We start from the raw sequence: 15604 nt of genomic DNA, 5'->3' as shown, positions 1-15604 counted from the left end.
GGTCACTCCATGACCGCGCTATGGTCGATCGCCGGTGGCGCCTTCGGTTTGCGCAACAGGAAGACCAATGGCATCACCGCCAGCGACATGATCATCAAGAGCTTGAAGTCGTCCATATAGGCGATGATTGTCGCCTGTAGTGTGACGATACTGTCGAGTGAAGCGCGCCCGACGGCGGTCATCGGATCGAGCCCTGCAGCCGCCGGGGCCTGGAAGGCATGGTTGAACGGCGTCACATAGGCTGCAATCGATGCGTGGTTGATCTGGGTATTCTCGATCAGCAAGGCCGAGACGACGGCGATACCGACGCTGGAACCGATATTGCGGGAGAGATTGTAGAGCCCGGTGCCATCGCCGCGCATCTCGGCGGGCAGCGTCGCAAAGGCGATCGTGGTCAACGGCACAAACAGAAAGCCGAGACCAGCGCCCTGCACGAAGCCCACGGAAATGATCGTCCATTGCGAGACATTGGGTGTCCAGCCGATCATGTCATACATCGCCCAGGCGGTGATCGCGAGGCCGGTGAACAGCAGGATACGGGTATCGACCTTGCCGATCAGGCGGCCAACGACGAACATGCAGACCATGGTGCCCAGTCCGCGCGGCCCCATGACGATACCGGCGGTGACGACCGGATACCCCATCAGCGACTGCAGATAGGGCGTCATCAGCGCCAGCGAGGCCAGATAGGTAACGCCGACGACGAAGATGAACAGCATGCTGACGGCAAAGTTCTGATCGAGAAACAGGCGTGGGTTGATGAAGGATTTTTCCGTGGTCAGCGTGTGAATGATCAGCAGATAGAAAGCGCTGGCGCAAACGATGGCCTCGATCAGGATTTCGCCGGAGGAAAACCAGTCGAGCTGGCCGCCACGATCGAGGAAAAGCTGCAGCGAGGCGATGGCAAGACTGAGCATGCCGAAGCCGAACCAGTCGAGCTTCGCCTGCGTATCCAGCTTGGTTTCCTTGACGAAAATGCTGATACCGGCAAAGGCCAGCGCGCCGATCGGCACGTTGATGTAGAACACCCAGCGCCAGCTGATGTTTTCCGTCAGCCAACCGCCGATCACCGGCCCGAGCACCGGCCCGACCATGACCGAGACACCGAACAGCGCCATCGCCGAGCCACGCTCTTCGGTCGAATAGATGTCGAGCAGGATGCCTTGCGACAGGGGAACGAGCGCTGCGCCGAACAGGCCCTGCAGCAACCGGAAACCGACGATCTGCGGCAGCGATTGCGCGAGGCCGCAAAGCACGGAAGCGACGACGAAGCCGACGATCGCCACCAGCAGCACGCGCTTGCGGCCGAATTTTGCGGCCAGAAACCCGGATGGTGGCGTCATGATCGCGGCCGCGACGATGTAGGAGGTCAGCACCCAGTTGATCTGGTCGGCGCTTGCCGCCACGCTGCCCTGGATATAGGGCAGCGCCACATTGGCAATGGTCGTATCCAATGCCTGCATGATCACCGCAAGGATGATGCAGGCCGTGATGGCGCCGCGATTGGCGACAGGCGCCGTTGCCGCAGAAGCGATGCTGCTCATGGCAGTTACTCTTGCGCGTGGGCGGTCGAAAGGCCGAGAAGTTTCTGGATCATGTCCGGCAGGCCACGGGCACGGCCGGTATCGACGGCGACGAGCGTGCTCATGCCGACGCGCAGCGGCGGTTTGCCGGCGGTGTCATCGATGGTAACACGCATCGGAATGCGCTGCACGACCTTCACCCAGTTGCCAGACGTGTTCTGCGCCGGCAGCAGAGCAAAGCTCGCGCCGGAAGCCGGGCTGACGCTGGCGACCTTGCCCTTCCACTCGACACCCGGATAGGTATCGACCGTAATCGTCACTGGCTGGCCGGGTTTGACATAGGTAAGCTCGGTTTCCTTCGGATTGGCCGCGATCCACATGTTCTTGGTGGAGACCAGCGAGAAGGCCTGTTGCGCGGCCTCCAGATAGCTGCCGGGCTGCAGAGCGTTGACATTGGTCACCACACCGTCAAACGGTGCGCGCACCGTCGTGTCGTCCAGCTGGCGCTGCGCATCATCCACGGCTGATTTGGCTTCCAGATAGAGCGGGTTCTGTTCGATCGGCTGGTTGGCATCGCCACCCAGCTGCGCCAGCGTCGTTTCGGCCTGGGCCTTGGCGACAGTCACCTTCTGCTTGGCGGCGTCCAGATCATGCTTGGCCTGGTCATAGGTCGCGTGCGATGCGGCGGAGTTGGACATCAGCGTCTGCTGCCGGTCGAAGGCGGTCAGGTAATAGGGAACATCGGCCTCGACCTGGGCAATCTGCGCCAGTGTCTGGGCGTAGCTGGCCTTGAGGTTCAAAAGTTCGTTGCGGGAAGCGGCAAGCTTGGCCTCGGCGCCTTCCAGCGCAATGCGGAACGAATCCGCCTTGAGCTGGAACAGCACCTGCCCGGCCTTGACCTCTTCGTTCTCGTGCACATTGACGGAGGCAACCGTACCGGCGACGTCTGTGGAAACGCCGACCATGTCTGCCTGCAGGTAGGCGTTGTCGGTTTCCATGATCTGGCCGCCGGTCACATAAAAATAGCCGCCGGCAACGAGCGCGACTGGCAGCAGTGCAAACAGGATCGGGCGTTTCAGGCTGCGGCGGCGGCGAACGATGCCGGCGGCGGGCGCGGGGGCGGCCGATGCCGGAGGCGCGGTGTTGATCTTTGCTTCGGCCGTCACGCCTTCGGATGTTTCAAGCGCAGTGACATTGGCATTGGCGGGTACGCGGAGGGAGTCAGCCATGGTGAGTTTCTTTATCGGCCGGCGCGCGGCAGGCCTGCAGGAGGTTGGATTTCATCAGGTCGAGAATGGCGACGAGTTTTTCACGATCCTCGTCGGGTATGTCTTGCAAGGCTTCGGACCGCGTCGCGTCGCCAATGGCGCGCATGTCGGCCAACAGGCCGCGGGCGGGTTCGGTGGTGTAGAGAAGCGCGATACGGCGGTCTGTCTCATGCCGCCGACGCTCAACGAAGCCGCGATCGACAAGCTTGTCGAGCACCCGCATCAAAGTAATCGGTTCCACTTCCAGAAGTTCGGCAAGGCCGCTCTGGTGGATGCCTTCGTTGCGCGCCAGATAGGCGATCGTCTGCCATTGCGAGCGCGTCAGACCCATATGTTTCGCGCGTTGCTCGAACCGCTTGCGTAATAGCCGGGCGACATCGTGAAGCAGAAAACCCAGGGTAGGGGTGAGGTTCATGGGCTGTGCGCCATATTGTTAGCATGCATAAGATAAGCAATCTTATTTGAGTATTCGCACCTGCGCAATTAGGCATGTGTGCGATGCGGCAATTTTTCTGTCACAGTTCGGTGATGCGCGCCCCCATCGCCTTCTGTTTGGCGCGCTACGATGTTCCGCCTTGCCATCGGTCTCCTCTCGGCTTAGCTCTCACCGGAACACGCAACCGGATTCCCCATGCCGCATAAGGTTTCTCTTTCCCGTCTGAAGCTCAGCGATTTCCGCAATTATGCGGGACTGTCGCTCGACCTCGACACCCGTCATGTGGTGCTGACCGGCGAGAACGGGGCGGGCAAAACCAACCTGATGGAAGCCGTCTCTTTCCTGTCTCCCGGGCGCGGGCTGCGCCGTGCCGCCTATGCGGATGTGGCGCGGGTCGGTGCCGACACCGGATTTTCAGTGTTTGCAGAACTGGAAGGCATGGATGGCCCGGTCGAGATCGGTACGGGAACGGCAGGCGCCGAGGAAGGCCAGGCACGCCGTCTGCGCCTGAACGGCACACCGGCAAAGACGGTGGATGAATTGCTCGATCATCTGCGCGTGCTCTGGTTGACGCCGTCGATGGACGGCCTGTTCACGGGCGGCTCGGGCGATCGCCGCCGCTTTCTCGACCGGCTCGTCCTGTCGCTCGATCCGGAGCATGGCCGCCGCGCCACCGATTATGAGCGGGCCATGCGCAGCCGCAACAAGCTTTTGTCCGAGGGGCGTCCCGACCCGGTCTGGTTGACAGGCCTTGAACGGCAGATGGCCGAACTTGGTATCTCGATGGCCCTGGCGCGGCAGGAAATGCTCGGGCTTCTGGCCGGACTGGTCGACAAGAACCATGAAGGTGGCGTGTTCCCGGCCGCCGATCTGGCGCTCTCCGGCTTCTTCGATCGCGAATGGCATCGCCCGGCTTTCGATCTGGAAGAACAATATCTGGAGATGATGCGGGTTGGCCGATACCGCGACGCTGCCGCTGGCCGCACACTCGATGGCCCGCACCGCAGTGATCTGTTGATCCGCCATCGTGCCAAGAACATGGAGGCCGCGCGTTGCTCCACCGGCGAACAGAAAGCGCTTCTCGTCGGCCTGATCCTTGCGCATGCCCGTCTGGTCGGCAATATGACCGGCCACGCGCCGGTCCTGCTGCTCGATGAAATCGCTGCCCATCTCGACGAGGGCAGGCGGGCAGCGCTGTTCGATCTGGTCGACGATCTCGGCGGTCAGGCCTTCATGACCGGCACCGACCAGTCGATGTTTTCAGCTCTTGGCGAACGCGCGCGTTATCTCAACGTTGCCAACGGCACCGTTTCCGGGTGAGAGTTCGATATCATGAGCAAACAGCCTTTGAACTCTGAAGAAATCCAGCGTTACGCCCGCCATATCATCCTGCCGGAAATCGGCGGGGCGGGGCAGCAGGCGCTGAAGACGGCGCGTGTGCTGATTATCGGCGCCGGCGGCCTTGGTGCGCCGGTGCTGCAATATCTCGCCGCCGCCGGTATCGGCACGCTGGGTATTGTCGATGACGATACGGTGTCGCTGTCCAACCTCCAGCGTCAGGTGATCCATGGAACGCCGGATATTGGCCGCGTGAAGGCCGATAGCGCCAAGGATGCGCTGCAAAGGATCAATCCACATGTGGATGTGATCCAGCATGTGGAACGCCTTGAGGAGGCGAATGCGGGAGCCCTGTTTTCCGCCTATGATATCGTGGTGGATGGTTCCGATAATTTTGCCACGCGTTATCTCGCCGCCGATACGGCCGAGCGCATGGAGGTCACGTTGGTAACCGCCGCCGTCGGCCGCTTCGATGGTTCCCTCACGGTTCTCCAGCCTTGGAAAACATCAGCCGATGGCCGGCGGAACCCGGGCTATCGCGATCTCTTTCCAGAACCGCCACCGCCGGGCGTGGTGCCTTCCTGCGCAGAAGCAGGCATCGTTGGCGCACTGACCGGTGTCCTCGGTACATTGCAGGCTATGGAAGTCATCAAGATCATTACAGGCGCCGGTGAGCCGTTGATCGGCCGCTTGCTGATGTATGACGGGCTGGCGGCGCGCTTTGAGACCATCAAGTACAGCCGGAAAACGCGATGAACCTTCAGCCGATCGATGAAACGTTCGGTGATTGGCACGGGCTACTGGAGCTTATCCTTGCTTCCTTCGCCTATATGCAGCCCCGCATCGATCCGCCGTCGTCTGCCCTGTTGCTGACGCTTCCGTCGTTGCAGGAAAAGGTGCAGCGTGAGAAGGGCTACGTTGCGATCGAAAATGGCCGTTTGCTCGGCTGTATCTTCTGCAAGCCGGAGCCGCCGGATTGTCTGTATATTGGCAAACTAGCCGTCATTCCGGATGCACAGGGCAGGGGCGTCGGCCGCTTGTTACTCCAGGCTGCCGAAACCTATGCCGCCGAATGCGGCCTTTCGTGTCTCCGCCTGGAAACGCGGATCGAGCTGACGGAAAACCACCGTGCCTTTGGAAAATGGGGCTTCGTCCAAACCTTGGAAGGCTGCCATCCCGGCTTTGCCCGTCCAACCTTTGTCGAGATGCGCAAGACGCTCTGAGGGATCAATCCCGGCCGGGCAGGACGCGGTCTGGCGGGCGGTGCCCGTCGAAGAACGTGCGGATGTTGATCACCACCTTGTCGCCCATGTCGACACGTCCCTCGAGCGTCGCCGAACTCATATGCGGCAACAGCACGACCTTGCCTTCGCTGGCCAGCTTGACGAGCTTCGGGTTGACGGCCGGTTCGTTCTCGAACACGTCGAGCCCGGCGCCGGCGATCTTGCCTTCCCGCAGCGATTTGATCAGCGCCGTCTCATCGATGATGCCGCCGCGCGCCGTGTTGACGATGTAGCTAGTCGGCTGCATCAGCGCCAGCCGCCGTGCCGAAAGCAGGTGGTAGGTTGCGGGTGTCGACGGACAATTGACCGAGACGATATCGACGCGGGCAAGCATCTGGTCGAGGCTGTCCCAATAGGTCGCCTCCAGCTTTTCCTCGGTCTCGGTGCTGACGCGATGACGGTTGTGATAGTGGATCGACAGTCCGAAGGCCTTGGCGCGGCGGGCAACGGCGGTGCCGATCCGGCCCATGCCGACAATGCCGATGCGTTTGCCGGAAATGCGGCGCCCGAGCATCCAGGTCGGCGACCATCCGGCCCATTCCTCTTTCTTGTCGGTGAGGATCCGCGAACCTTCGGCCAGGCGGCGCGGCACGGCAAGAATGAGCGCCAGCGTCATGTCGGCCGTATCTTCGGTCAGGACGTTCGGCGTGTTTGTCACGGTGATACCGCGGCGGGCGGCTGCATCGACATCGATATGGTCGACGCCGTTGGAAAAGCTGGCGATCAGTTTCAATTGCGGCCCGGCCTGCTCGATCAGCGCTGCATCGATCCGGTCCGTGAGGGTCGGAACCAGCACGTCGGCCCGCTTCACCGCAGCTACGAGTTCAGGCTGCGTGCGTGGTGTGTCATCAATGTTCAGTTCTGCGTCAAACAGTTCGCGCATGCGCGTCTCGACGACATCCGGCAGTTTGCGGGTGATGTAGACCTTCGGTTTTTTCTTCGCGGTCATTGCTGCCTGCTTCGCCTTGTTGACGGGTTTTTAACCAAGATGAGTGATCGTTCTCCCTGCAGTTCCATTTTCTACCAGACCCGGTGGGGAAGACAAACAAAACTCGAGATGTTCCCGGACGATTTGCTTGTCTTCGATTGGGCCGGTCAGAGATTTAACTGCAAGCTTCTGAATCTTTTTGGAAAATGGATTTTGTCATGCGTCAGTTCCTTTCCAGGCTCGCTTTCGTCGCCGCAGTCACCCTGTCCCTCGTTGCAATCGAGGCGGCACCGGCCTTTGCCCAGGCAGCCAAGGGGGCCAGCGGCCTGCCATTGCCGCGCTTCGTCAGCCTGAAATCCAAGAGCGTCAACCTGCGCGTAGGACCGAGTGTCGATTATGCGGTTGCCTGGCGCTATCTCAAGTCTGGCGTGCCGGTTGAAGTGACACAGGAATATGACAACTGGCGCAAAATCCGCGATGCCGACGGCACGGAAGGCTGGGTCAATCAGGCGCTGCTTTCGGGTGACCGGACGGCGGTTGCAGCCCCTTGGATGCGCGGCAAGGGCGAGGGCGTTTTTGTCAACATGCGGCGCGATCCGCAGGCAGGCGGCGCCATCGTCGCCCGCATCGAGCCGGGCGTTGTCGTTCATGTCGGCGAGTGCAACGGCGAATGGTGCCGCGCCGAGGCGCAAGGCGCGGAAGGCTGGATTTCACAGGGTGAAATCTGGGGCGCTTATCCGGGCGAAGCTTTCAAGTAGGATTTTTGCTCCGGCAAGCCGGTCAGAGCAGACCGGCTTCCTTTACTGCGGCGGACAGCGAGATCATCGGGCGCGGACCGACCTGCTCGATGACGATACCCGCCGCCAGGCTGCCGAGCTTGCCGCAATCGGCCAATGTCCGTCCCGTCGTGTAGCCGTGCAGGAAGCCGGCCGCATAGAGGTCGCCTGCACCTGTCGTATCGACAACGCGGCTAACCGTCGTCGCCTCGACCTTGACGCGCTCGTCGCCCTTGACGACGATCGAACCTTCTTCGCTCAACGTGACAGCAGCCAGCTTGCAATCCTTTGAGATCATCGACAGAGCGTGCTCGAAGTCTTCCGTCTCGTAGAGTGCCAGTGCTTCAGCCCGGTTGGCAAAGACGATATCGACGGTGCCGGAGCGCATCAACTCGAGGAATTCCGCCCGGTAACGATGGACACAGAAACTGTCGGACAGCGTCATCGCCACTTCGCGGCCGTTCTCATGAGCGATGCGGGCGCATTCGCGGATGGCGTCCTTGGCGAGCGGCGGATCCCACAGATAACCCTCGAAATACGTGACGGCCGCTTCCGCAACCACGGACGGCTCGACATCCTTGGGGCCGAGTTCGACGCAGGCGCCAAGATAGGTGTTCATCGAACGCTCGCCGTCCTCGGTGACGAAGATCATCGAACGGGCTGTCGGCGGAAGATCATCGAGCGGCTTCGTCTCAAAATGCACGCCCTGGGCGCGAATGTCATGGGTGAAGATTTCGCCCAGCTGGTCGTTGGCGACCTTGCCGAAATAAGCGGCCCGGCCGCCCAGGTTGGCAATGCCCGCCGCCGTATTGCCGGCGCTGCCGCCGGAGGCTTCGAGTGCCGGTCCCATGCGCGAGTAGAGCAGCTCGGCCCGATCGGCGTCGATCAGGTTCATCGCGCTTTTGATAATGCCGTTGTGGACAAGGAATGCGTCGTCGCAGCGCGCAATGATATCCACAATCGCATTGCCGATCGTGAGCACGTCGAATTTTGTCATCCGGAAACCGCCTGGATTGTTTGTGTCAGTCGGTGTCCGGTAATAGCGGATTTCCGGCAGTTTGGAAGTGGAAAGCGAAAAACAGCCGCCACACGCAAATTTTACTTGATATAGGAAATGATCGTTTCCTATATAGCCTGCATGGAAACAAGAGCTAGAACTCAGCACGACCAACGCCAGCGGGGCCGTCCCCGCGAGTTTGATGCCGATAGCGCGCTTGAGCGGGCCATCGATATTTTCTCGATGCGCGGCTATCACGGAACGTCCATCAACGATCTTGCCGATGCGATGCAATTGACCCCTGGCAGCCTCTACAAGGCCTTCAAGGACAAGCGTGGCATCCTGCTTGCGGCGTTCGACCGGTACCGGGTCCTGCGCAGCACGAAGCTGAAGGCGGCGATCGCGCCGCATGCGCTTGGCAGCGACAAGATCAGGGCAGCGCTGCAATTTTACGCCGCGGCCGCCTGCGGCGAGCTCGGCCAGCGCGGCTGTCTCGTTATCGCAACGGCAGCAGAACTGGCCGCATCCGATCCGGTTGCCGCAGAGCGCGTCGATGTCGCACACGCGGCCAATGAAGCGGTGATGAAGGATTGCATTCTGCATGGCCAGGCGGATGGATCGGTGCCCGCAGGCATTGATGCCGCCGATACCGCACGTGCGCTGCTTTGCCTGGTGCAGGGCGCGCGTATTGTCGGGAAAACCGGCCGCAGCCGCGCAGAAATGATGGCTGTCGCCGATGTGGCGATGAAACTGCTCAGCTAACCAGTTTAAGACATGGAATTGAGACGATCATGACCTGTATCGCAAGACCGGCAGATTTTGCTGCCAAGACCCCAGAACCCCAAGCCCTTAAATTGAGGCCCTCTGAATTCAAGGCCGTGGAACCGCAGGCGATGTCATCGGGAATGATGTTCCTTCTGGCCGCCGCCTGCGGCCTGATTGCCGCCAATCTCTATTATGCACAGCCGCTGATCGGCCCGATCAGCGCCTCGCTGGGCCTGTCTCCAGGTGCGGCAGGGCTGATCGTCACACTGACGCAGATCGGTTATGGTCTCGGTCTCCTGTTGATCGTGCCGTTGGGTGATCTCTTTGAAAATCGCAAGCTGATCCTGACGGTCATGGCGCTTGGAACGCTCGCCGTGGTCGGGGCGGGCCTCGCCTCGACGCCGCTGCCGTTTCTCGCCTCGGCGTTCTTCATCGGGTTAGGCTCGGTCGCCATCCAGATCATCGTGCCCTATGCGGCGCATATGGCGCCGGAGGCGCATCGCGGCCAGGCTGTCGGCAATGTCATGAGCGGCCTGATGGTCGGCATCATGCTGGCACGGCCAGCCTCGAGCTTCATTGCTGAATTCCTGCCCTGGCATATGGTTTTCTTCATTTCGGCAGCGGCGCTGGTGGTGCTCGCCCTTGTTCTCGCCCGCGCCCTGCCGCCGCGCATTCCGGAGGCGGGTTTGAGCTATGGCGCCCTGCTCGCCTCGATGGGCCGGCTGGTCGCCAACACGCCGATCCTGCGCCGCCGCTCACTTTATCACGCTTTCATGTTCGCGGCCTTCAGCCTGTTCTGGACGACAACGCCGCTTTTGCTGTCGGGGCCGGAGTTTGGCCTGTCGCAAGGGCAGATCGCGCTGTTCGCGCTGGCAGGCGCCGCCGGCGCCATCGCCGCTCCGATCAGCGGCCGCCTCGCCGACAAGGGCTGGAGCTATGCGGCAACGCGCTTGTCGATGGTCTCCGTCGCGGCCGCCTTCCTGGTCACGCATGTCGCTCCGGTGGGGTCGGTGTGGGCGCTCGGCCTTCTCACCTTCGCCGCCATCCTGCTTGATTTTGGCGTCGTTACCAATCTGGTTCTTGGCCAACGCGCCATTTTCGTGCTGGGCGCCGAATATCGCAGCCGTCTGAACGGGCTCTATATGGCCGCGTTCTTTGCCGGTGGCGCCGCCGGTTCGGCGCTTGGTGGTTGGCTTTATGCACAGGGAGGTTGGTGGGCCACCTCGATGCTTGGACTTGCACTGCCGGTCTCGGCGCTCGCTTATTCGCTAAGCGAGCGCAAGACGGCTTGATCCGGATCAAGCTGGTAGAATGGATGTTTCATAGTGTACCGCAAATTCCGCGGTTGGCGGGATCGGCTTGATCACATCGATCAGCACGCCGTTCGGATCAGCAGTGATGAAATGCCGCTGGCCGAAATCCTCATTGCGCAGTGTGAGGAGGATTGGCAGCCCCGCCGCCTGAAACTCCATATAGAGCGCATCCGGATTCTCGACTTCGAAATTGAGGAGAAGCCCGGCAGCGGTGCCGCGTGATTTTTCAGGGATCGTCTGGTGGCTGCCGTCAAGAATGGCGAGTGTCACATGCTCGTTCTCTGTGGATTGCAGGTGAACATACCAGTCGGTCGTAAACTGCGCTGTGAAGCCGAAATGCCGGACGTAGAACTTGGTGGTGCCCAGAACGTCGCGGGTCATGATGACAGGATAGTAGCTGGTGATTTTCATCTCTTTTCCTCCGTGTGAAATTATCATACAGTCTGTATGTTTGTGCAAATAACATACATTCAGATTGTATGTAAAGGTGGGAAATGCGACGGACCAACAAGGAACGAACCGAAAGCATGCGTCTTGCCCTGATGGCGGCAGCGCGGCAGCTTTTTGTCGAGAAAGGCTATGCCGAGACGGCGACGCCTGACATCGCCAGCGCAGCCGGTGTCACACGCGGCGCGCTCTATCATCATTTCGAGGACAAGAAGGCGCTGTTTGCAGCCATCGTCGCAGACGAGGCGCGTCAGGTGGGGGCAGAGATCGAGGCCTCGGCCGCTGGCTTGAGCAATGCGCGGGACGCTCTCCTCACGGGTGCACGCGGTTATTTCGATGCAATGGCCGTGCCTGGCCGCACACGGCTTCTCCTGCTCGATGGGCCTGCCATTCTCGGCCTGCCCAACCTGCAGGTTATCGATGCGGAGCATGTCGAGGCAAGCCTGAAGGCTGGCCTGGCAGATCTGTTTTCGGCCAACGGCAAGGACGTCGCACTGCTTGACGCCTTCGCCCAGCTATTGTCCGCATCCTTCGACCGGGCGGCGCTGGCCATCGAAGCAGGCGGCAGGCGCGACCACTATGAGGCGGCGATCGCCGCCCTGATTGACGGCATTTCCATCAGATGATCTGAGCTGGCAGCTCGACCAGCGGTGCGGGCATCTCGCTGGTCTTCTCCGCCGCCTTGCAGATATCGGCAATCACGCAACGCTGGCATTCCGGCTTGCGCGCCTTGCAGCAATAGCGCCCATGCAGGATCAGCCAATGATGCGCATGGTAGAGATAGTGATCGGGGATGATCTGCATCAACTGGTGCTCAATCTCGTCCGGGGTTTTCCCCGGCGCTAGACAGAGCCGGTTGGCGATGCGGAAAATATGGGTATCGACAGCCATGGTCGCCTGCCCGAAGGCCATGGAGAGAACCACATTGGCAGTCTTGCGGCCAACCCCAGGTAACGTGATCAGTTCCTCGCGGGTGCGCGGCACTTCGCCGCCAAAATCCGCGATCAGTTTTTCACTGAGCGCAATGACGTTCTTGGCCTTGTTGCGATAAAGCCCGATGGTCTTGATGTAGTCGCGAACGCGCTCCTCTCCCAGATCAACCATCTTTTGCGGTGTGTCGGCGATGGCAAAAAGCGCCCGCGTCGCCTTGTTGACCCCTGCGTCGGTCGCCTGCGCCGATAGCGCCACCGCAACGACCAGCGTAAACGGATTGACGTGCTCTAGTTCACCCTTCGGCTCGGGCCGCTGGATCGAGAAACGCCGGAAGATCTCCTCGATTTCCGCCTTGCTGTATATCGTTTTCGGCTTCGTTCTGGAGCGGCCGGTTGTCGCAGATTTTGCTTTCGCCGGCTTGATTGCTGATTTTGGCTTCACGTTTTTCATCCTGCATCTATAGTCATTCGTCATGAACGATGGCAACGCCGAGAGTGTCAGGGAAGAACAGCCGGTTTTCGCAGCCGAGCTGACGCCGTACCGCTCGCTCGGGATCAGGGGCTTCAAGGTCTTCCTGTTCATCGCCGCCCTGATGTGTCTCGTCCATATCTTCGTTTTCGTCGTCATCGGCGCCTGGCCGATCGTCTTTTTCTTCGGGCTGGATTTCCTGCTTCTGTTCGGCGCCTTCTGGCTGAACTACCGCTCCGCCTGCGCCCGCGAGGAAATCCGCGTGTCCCGCACCGATGTCTGCGTACGCAAGTTCAACCCGGCAGGCCGGATGACCGAGCATCGGTTCAATCCCTTCTGGACGCGGTTTAACATTTCGCGCCATCAGGAGATCGGCATCGTCTCGATGCAGCTCAGCGACCGGCAGCGAACCACCGATATCGGCTCCTTCCTCAACCGCGACGATCGCGAGACATTTGCCACGGCCTTTTCCGGTGCGCTGGCGACGGTGAAACGCCGGTAGATCAAGAATCGGGTGGCGATACCCTGGTTGGAATGATTATCTCTGGCATCAAGGAGATACGACCATGGACATCAAGACATCGAAGCCTACCGATATCACGCCGCACGGCAGCGATTACGAGACGGTCAGCCGTGTGGTCGAGTTGCTGACCGAAAATTACCGCGATCAACCATCCCTCGATGCCATTGCCAGTGATCTCGGCCAGTCGCCGACGCAGCTGCAGAAAACCTTTACGCGTTGGGCGGGCTTGTCGCCCAAGGCCTTCCTTCAGGCTGTGACGCTCGATCACGCCAAGCGCCTGTTGCGTCAGGAGGAACTGCCGCTTCTGGAAACCAGTTTCGAACTCGGCCTGTCAGGCCCGTCACGCCTGCATGACCTGTTCGTCACGCATGAGGCGATGTCGCCCGGCGAGTGGAAACTACGCGGCGGCGGTCTAACCATCCGTTACGGGTTCCATCCGTGCCCGTTCGGCGTGGCGCTGGTGATGGTCACCGATCGCGGCTTGGCCGGTCTGGCCTTCAACGATGCCGGCGATGAGAAGGCCAGCTTCGAGGACATGGCCAGCCGCTGGCCGAATGCGCAGTTCATAGAAGACAGTGCGGCGACCGCGGGTTACGCGGCCCGGATTTTCGATGCCAGGGAATGGAGTGCTGAGGAACCGCTGCGTGTCGTGTTGATCGGCTCCGACTTCCAGATCCGCGTCTGGGAATCGCTGTTGAAGATCCCGATGGGCAAGGCCGTCACCTATTCCGACATCGCCTGCGATATCGGCCAGCCCACCGCCTCGCGCGCTGTCGGTGCTGCCGTCGGCCGCAACCCGATCTCGTTCGTCGTTCCTTGCCACCGGGCGCTCGGCAAAAGCGGCGCCTTGACCGGCTATCACTGGGGTCTTACCCGCAAGCGGGCGATGCTCGGCTGGGAGGCCGGCAAGGTCTGACATGAAAAGGGCCGCTTGCGCGGCCTTCAGCCAAATCAGGAGAACATAAACGCATCAAGCGCGATCCGCCGGAGGCAGGGGCGTTGCCGGTGCGTTAACTTATTGGACATAATCCATGAGGCATTCTCCTGATGGTTGTAAATCGTTCGGTGCTGATGGTGCAACTATCGAGCAAGAAACCTAGTCAAAACACTCCAGTTTTGCGCCAGGTAGAGCAGGAGCGGCATGGTCTATTTTCTCAGCCACAAGAGCGAAGAGGTTTACAGTTACATTTACCGAGCCCTGGATGGTGATGTTGACAAGATTCGGCCCATCGATGTCACGCGGGATGTTGGCGTTCGCATTCGGCCCAACTACTCGTATTACGGCCGGCCGATCGAGGTGGCACATGTTCCAACGAAGATCGAACTCTCAGGGCCGAAGCGGCCGATTCTGGATATCTACGATGCCTTTGGATTGGCCGTGAGTGTGAAGATCAAGGACGTCATCGAGAACTTTGAACCAAACGTCCATCAGTTCTTTCCCATCGAGTTTGTATGGGAGGATGGCAGTCATGCGGCGCACCGCTTCTGGTTTGTTCCCTGCAACCGCCTGGATACGGTTGATCGCGCCAAGACGACATTCGAGTTTCGCAATCTCTGGTTCCTGGACGGCAGCAAGAAAGAACTGGTCTTCAACCGGTCGCAGATTGGCGGCCACCATGTCTGGATTGATAAGTTCATCGTTATGCCGAACCCGGGAATCAGCGAGGCACTGAAAGCAGCCTTTGATGCAGCCGGCATTACCGGCGCGCACTATCAGCATTTTCCTGAGACTGACTGACTTAAGGACAAACAGGAGCGTGTCATTCGCGTCCGTAAAATTGCGGAACCCGCGGCGGAACGCGAACGATACCAAGTCAGCGCATTTCCGTCGCAAAAAGTCAGGCGCCAAAACCCGGTTTTTGCGACGAAGTGACGTTCACATTCAAGTTAAGGGCCAGCCTTTCGAGCGGCCCTTTTCAGTGAATTCATCCAATCGCAACGCTCAATGGGCGCCGGACATGTCGCCGAGCACTTCCTTGGAAGCGACAGTGGAATCCGCCTTCAGCTTGTAGACCATCGGCACGCCGGTCGCGAGATTGACCGAGAGGATCTGTTCGCGGTCCAGCCGGTCGAGAACCATCAGCAGCGAGCGCAGCGAGTTGCCGTGTGCGGCAACCAGCACCTTCTCGCCGGCCAGCACGCGCGGCAGGATGTCGGTCATGTAATAGGGCCAGACGCGGGCGCCGGTATCCTTCAGGCTTTCGCCGCCTGGCGGCGGGACGTCATAGGAACGGCGCCAGATATGCACCTGCTCTTCGCCCCACTTGGCGCGGGCATCGTCCTTGTTGAGGCCGGAGAGATCGCCATAGTCGCGCTCGTTGAGCGCCTGGTTCTTGATGGTTTCCAGATCGGGCTGGCCGAGATTGTCGAGGATGAGTTTCAGCGTGTGTTGGGCGCGGGTGAGCACCGATGTGAAGGCGACGTCAAACTTGATGCCATAATCGGCGAGCGCCTTGCCACCGGCATTGGCTTCTTCGATGCCAAGCGGCGTCAGGTCAGGATCCTTCCAGCCGGTAAACAGGTTCTTCAGGTTCCAGTCGCTCTGGCCGTGACGCACAAGGACGAGGGTGCCGCTCATAGAAATTCCTCCGGGGAGTTTTAAGGGA

Annotated in this window: 18 protein-coding genes; 10 read left to right on the top strand and 8 right to left on the bottom strand. The window is 60.4% G+C overall.

The window, feature by feature from the left end:
- Nucleotides 1-2: 2 nt before the first annotated feature.
- Genes ASC96_RS10130 through ASC96_RS10120 form a run of 3 tightly spaced genes read right to left on the bottom strand, consistent with a single transcriptional unit; the run spans nt 3 to nt 3206 of the window.
- Entirely contained in the window at nt 3-1544 is a 1542-nt protein-coding gene (locus ASC96_RS10130; RefSeq protein WP_060502920.1) for a DHA2 family efflux MFS transporter permease subunit, read from the bottom strand.
- Nucleotides 1545-1549: 5 nt separating this feature from the next.
- Nucleotides 1550-2752: an HlyD family secretion protein gene (locus ASC96_RS10125; protein WP_060502919.1), complete on the bottom strand. Its 1203-nt coding sequence runs from the start codon at nt 2750-2752 to the stop codon at nt 1550-1552.
- Nucleotides 2745-3206 (bottom strand): MarR family transcriptional regulator, encoded by a 462-nt coding sequence (locus ASC96_RS10120; RefSeq protein ID WP_060502918.1) that lies wholly within the window; start codon nt 3204-3206, stop codon nt 2745-2747. Before ASC96_RS10120 ends, ASC96_RS10125 begins: the two co-directional genes overlap by 8 nt.
- Before the next feature lie 216 nt (nt 3207-3422).
- On the opposite strand from ASC96_RS10120, the gene recF reads away from it, so the two are divergent.
- From recF to ASC96_RS10105, 3 genes are read left to right on the top strand one after another with little or no spacing between them, the layout of a single operon-like run.
- The gene (gene recF / locus ASC96_RS10115) at nt 3423-4547 is read left to right on the top strand and encodes a DNA replication/repair protein RecF (protein WP_060502917.1); all 1125 of its coding nucleotides are present in this window, start codon (nt 3423-3425) and stop codon (nt 4545-4547) included.
- Between the two features lie 12 nt (nt 4548-4559).
- Nucleotides 4560-5321, top strand: coding sequence for a molybdopterin-synthase adenylyltransferase MoeB (gene moeB / locus ASC96_RS10110; protein WP_060502916.1), 762 nt, complete (start codon nt 4560-4562; stop codon nt 5319-5321).
- Nucleotides 5318-5788: a GNAT family N-acetyltransferase gene (locus ASC96_RS10105; protein ID WP_060502915.1), complete on the top strand. Its 471-nt coding sequence runs from the start codon at nt 5318-5320 to the stop codon at nt 5786-5788. Before moeB ends, ASC96_RS10105 begins: the two co-directional genes overlap by 4 nt.
- Before the next feature lie 4 nt (nt 5789-5792).
- On the opposite strand, the gene ASC96_RS10100 is transcribed toward ASC96_RS10105, so the two are convergent.
- On the bottom strand, nt 5793-6797 hold the full coding sequence (locus ASC96_RS10100; RefSeq protein ID WP_060502914.1) for a D-glycerate dehydrogenase: 1005 nt from the start codon (nt 6795-6797) through the stop codon (nt 5793-5795).
- A gap of 197 nt (nt 6798-6994) precedes the next feature.
- Between ASC96_RS10100 and ASC96_RS10095 the strand changes: the two genes are divergently transcribed.
- Complete coding sequence (locus ASC96_RS10095; protein ID WP_244481973.1) at nt 6995-7534, top strand: SH3 domain-containing protein; 540 nt, start codon at nt 6995-6997, stop codon at nt 7532-7534.
- Between the two features lie 22 nt (nt 7535-7556).
- Here ASC96_RS10095 and ASC96_RS10090 read toward each other — a convergent pair whose 3' ends face one another.
- Nucleotides 7557-8549 carry an adenosine kinase gene (locus tag ASC96_RS10090; RefSeq protein WP_060502912.1) on the bottom strand — a complete coding sequence of 331 codons (993 nt, stop codon included), beginning with the start codon at nt 8547-8549 and terminating at the stop codon, nt 7557-7559.
- 117 nt (nt 8550-8666) lie between these two features.
- Here ASC96_RS10090 and ASC96_RS10085 point away from each other — a divergent pair, with 117 nt between their 5' ends.
- A complete protein-coding gene (locus tag ASC96_RS10085; protein ID WP_060502911.1) occupies nt 8667-9311 on the top strand; it encodes a TetR/AcrR family transcriptional regulator in 645 nt (214 codons plus the stop codon).
- Between the two features lie 131 nt (nt 9312-9442).
- Complete coding sequence (locus ASC96_RS10080; RefSeq protein WP_060502981.1) at nt 9443-10606, top strand: MFS transporter; 1164 nt, start codon at nt 9443-9445, stop codon at nt 10604-10606.
- Between the two features lie 6 nt (nt 10607-10612).
- On the opposite strand, the gene ASC96_RS10075 is transcribed toward ASC96_RS10080, so the two are convergent.
- Nucleotides 10613-11038 carry a VOC family protein gene (locus tag ASC96_RS10075; RefSeq protein ID WP_060502910.1) on the bottom strand — a complete coding sequence of 142 codons (426 nt, stop codon included), beginning with the start codon at nt 11036-11038 and terminating at the stop codon, nt 10613-10615.
- An 83-nt stretch (nt 11039-11121) separates the two neighbouring features.
- On the opposite strand from ASC96_RS10075, the gene ASC96_RS10070 reads away from it, so the two are divergent.
- Nucleotides 11122-11700: a TetR family transcriptional regulator gene (locus ASC96_RS10070; RefSeq protein WP_060502909.1), complete on the top strand. Its 579-nt coding sequence runs from the start codon at nt 11122-11124 to the stop codon at nt 11698-11700.
- Here the strand turns inward: ASC96_RS10070 and nth are convergent.
- Nucleotides 11693-12457 (bottom strand): endonuclease III, encoded by a 765-nt coding sequence (nth, locus tag ASC96_RS10065; protein ID WP_060502908.1) that lies wholly within the window; start codon nt 12455-12457, stop codon nt 11693-11695. The two genes, ASC96_RS10070 and nth, sit on opposite strands and share 8 nt — an antisense overlap.
- 22 nt (nt 12458-12479) lie before the next feature.
- On the opposite strand from nth, the gene ASC96_RS10060 reads away from it, so the two are divergent.
- The 3 genes from ASC96_RS10060 (at nt 12480) to ASC96_RS10050 (ending at nt 14736) form a co-directional block, all read left to right on the top strand.
- The gene (locus ASC96_RS10060; RefSeq protein WP_060502907.1) at nt 12480-12977 is read left to right on the top strand and encodes a DUF2244 domain-containing protein; all 498 of its coding nucleotides are present in this window, start codon (nt 12480-12482) and stop codon (nt 12975-12977) included.
- 64 nt (nt 12978-13041) lie between these two features.
- The gene (locus ASC96_RS10055; RefSeq protein WP_060502906.1) at nt 13042-13914 is read left to right on the top strand and encodes a bifunctional helix-turn-helix domain-containing protein/methylated-DNA--[protein]-cysteine S-methyltransferase; all 873 of its coding nucleotides are present in this window, start codon (nt 13042-13044) and stop codon (nt 13912-13914) included.
- A gap of 225 nt (nt 13915-14139) precedes the next feature.
- Entirely contained in the window at nt 14140-14736 is a 597-nt protein-coding gene (locus ASC96_RS10050) for a DUF1629 domain-containing protein (protein ID WP_060502905.1), read from the top strand.
- A 204-nt stretch (nt 14737-14940) separates the two neighbouring features.
- On the opposite strand, the gene ASC96_RS10045 is transcribed toward ASC96_RS10050, so the two are convergent.
- Nucleotides 14941-15576, bottom strand: coding sequence for a 2,3-bisphosphoglycerate-dependent phosphoglycerate mutase (locus ASC96_RS10045; RefSeq protein WP_037103805.1), 636 nt, complete (start codon nt 15574-15576; stop codon nt 14941-14943).
- Nucleotides 15577-15604: the final 28 nt, after the last annotated feature.

Source organism: Rhizobium sp. Root1204 (assembly GCF_001424965.1).
Taxonomy (GTDB): Bacteria; Pseudomonadota; Alphaproteobacteria; order Rhizobiales; family Rhizobiaceae; genus Pararhizobium.
Note: the sequence above shows the minus strand (reverse complement) of the source record. Positions and strands in the feature narration are given on the sequence as shown.

Excerpts from the sequence above, each read along its gene's own strand:
- ASC96_RS10130 (WP_060502920.1), bottom strand. The coding sequence starts at position 1,544 with ATGAGCAGCATCGCTTCTGCGGCAACGGCGCCTGTCGCCAATCGCGGC.
- ASC96_RS10125 (WP_060502919.1), bottom strand. The coding sequence starts at position 2,752 with ATGGCTGACTCCCTCCGCGTACCCGCCAATGCCAATGTCACTGCGCTT.
- ASC96_RS10120 (WP_060502918.1), bottom strand. The coding sequence starts at position 3,206 with ATGAACCTCACCCCTACCCTGGGTTTTCTGCTTCACGATGTCGCCCGG.
- recF (WP_060502917.1), top strand. The coding sequence starts at position 3,423 with ATGCCGCATAAGGTTTCTCTTTCCCGTCTGAAGCTCAGCGATTTCCGC.
- moeB (WP_060502916.1), top strand. The coding sequence starts at position 4,560 with ATGAGCAAACAGCCTTTGAACTCTGAAGAAATCCAGCGTTACGCCCGC.
- ASC96_RS10105 (WP_060502915.1), top strand. The coding sequence starts at position 5,318 with ATGAACCTTCAGCCGATCGATGAAACGTTCGGTGATTGGCACGGGCTA.
- ASC96_RS10100 (WP_060502914.1), bottom strand. The coding sequence starts at position 6,797 with ATGACCGCGAAGAAAAAACCGAAGGTCTACATCACCCGCAAACTGCCG.
- ASC96_RS10095 (WP_244481973.1), top strand. The coding sequence starts at position 6,995 with ATGCGTCAGTTCCTTTCCAGGCTCGCTTTCGTCGCCGCAGTCACCCTG.
- ASC96_RS10090 (WP_060502912.1), bottom strand. The coding sequence starts at position 8,549 with ATGACAAAATTCGACGTGCTCACGATCGGCAATGCGATTGTGGATATC.
- ASC96_RS10085 (WP_060502911.1), top strand. The coding sequence starts at position 8,667 with ATGATCGTTTCCTATATAGCCTGCATGGAAACAAGAGCTAGAACTCAG.
- ASC96_RS10080 (WP_060502981.1), top strand. The coding sequence starts at position 9,443 with ATGTCATCGGGAATGATGTTCCTTCTGGCCGCCGCCTGCGGCCTGATT.
- ASC96_RS10075 (WP_060502910.1), bottom strand. The coding sequence starts at position 11,038 with ATGAAAATCACCAGCTACTATCCTGTCATCATGACCCGCGACGTTCTG.
- ASC96_RS10070 (WP_060502909.1), top strand. The coding sequence starts at position 11,122 with ATGCGACGGACCAACAAGGAACGAACCGAAAGCATGCGTCTTGCCCTG.
- nth (WP_060502908.1), bottom strand. The coding sequence starts at position 12,457 with ATGAAAAACGTGAAGCCAAAATCAGCAATCAAGCCGGCGAAAGCAAAA.
- ASC96_RS10060 (WP_060502907.1), top strand. The coding sequence starts at position 12,480 with ATGAACGATGGCAACGCCGAGAGTGTCAGGGAAGAACAGCCGGTTTTC.
- ASC96_RS10055 (WP_060502906.1), top strand. The coding sequence starts at position 13,042 with ATGGACATCAAGACATCGAAGCCTACCGATATCACGCCGCACGGCAGC.
- ASC96_RS10050 (WP_060502905.1), top strand. The coding sequence starts at position 14,140 with ATGGTCTATTTTCTCAGCCACAAGAGCGAAGAGGTTTACAGTTACATT.
- ASC96_RS10045 (WP_037103805.1), bottom strand. The coding sequence starts at position 15,576 with ATGAGCGGCACCCTCGTCCTTGTGCGTCACGGCCAGAGCGACTGGAAC.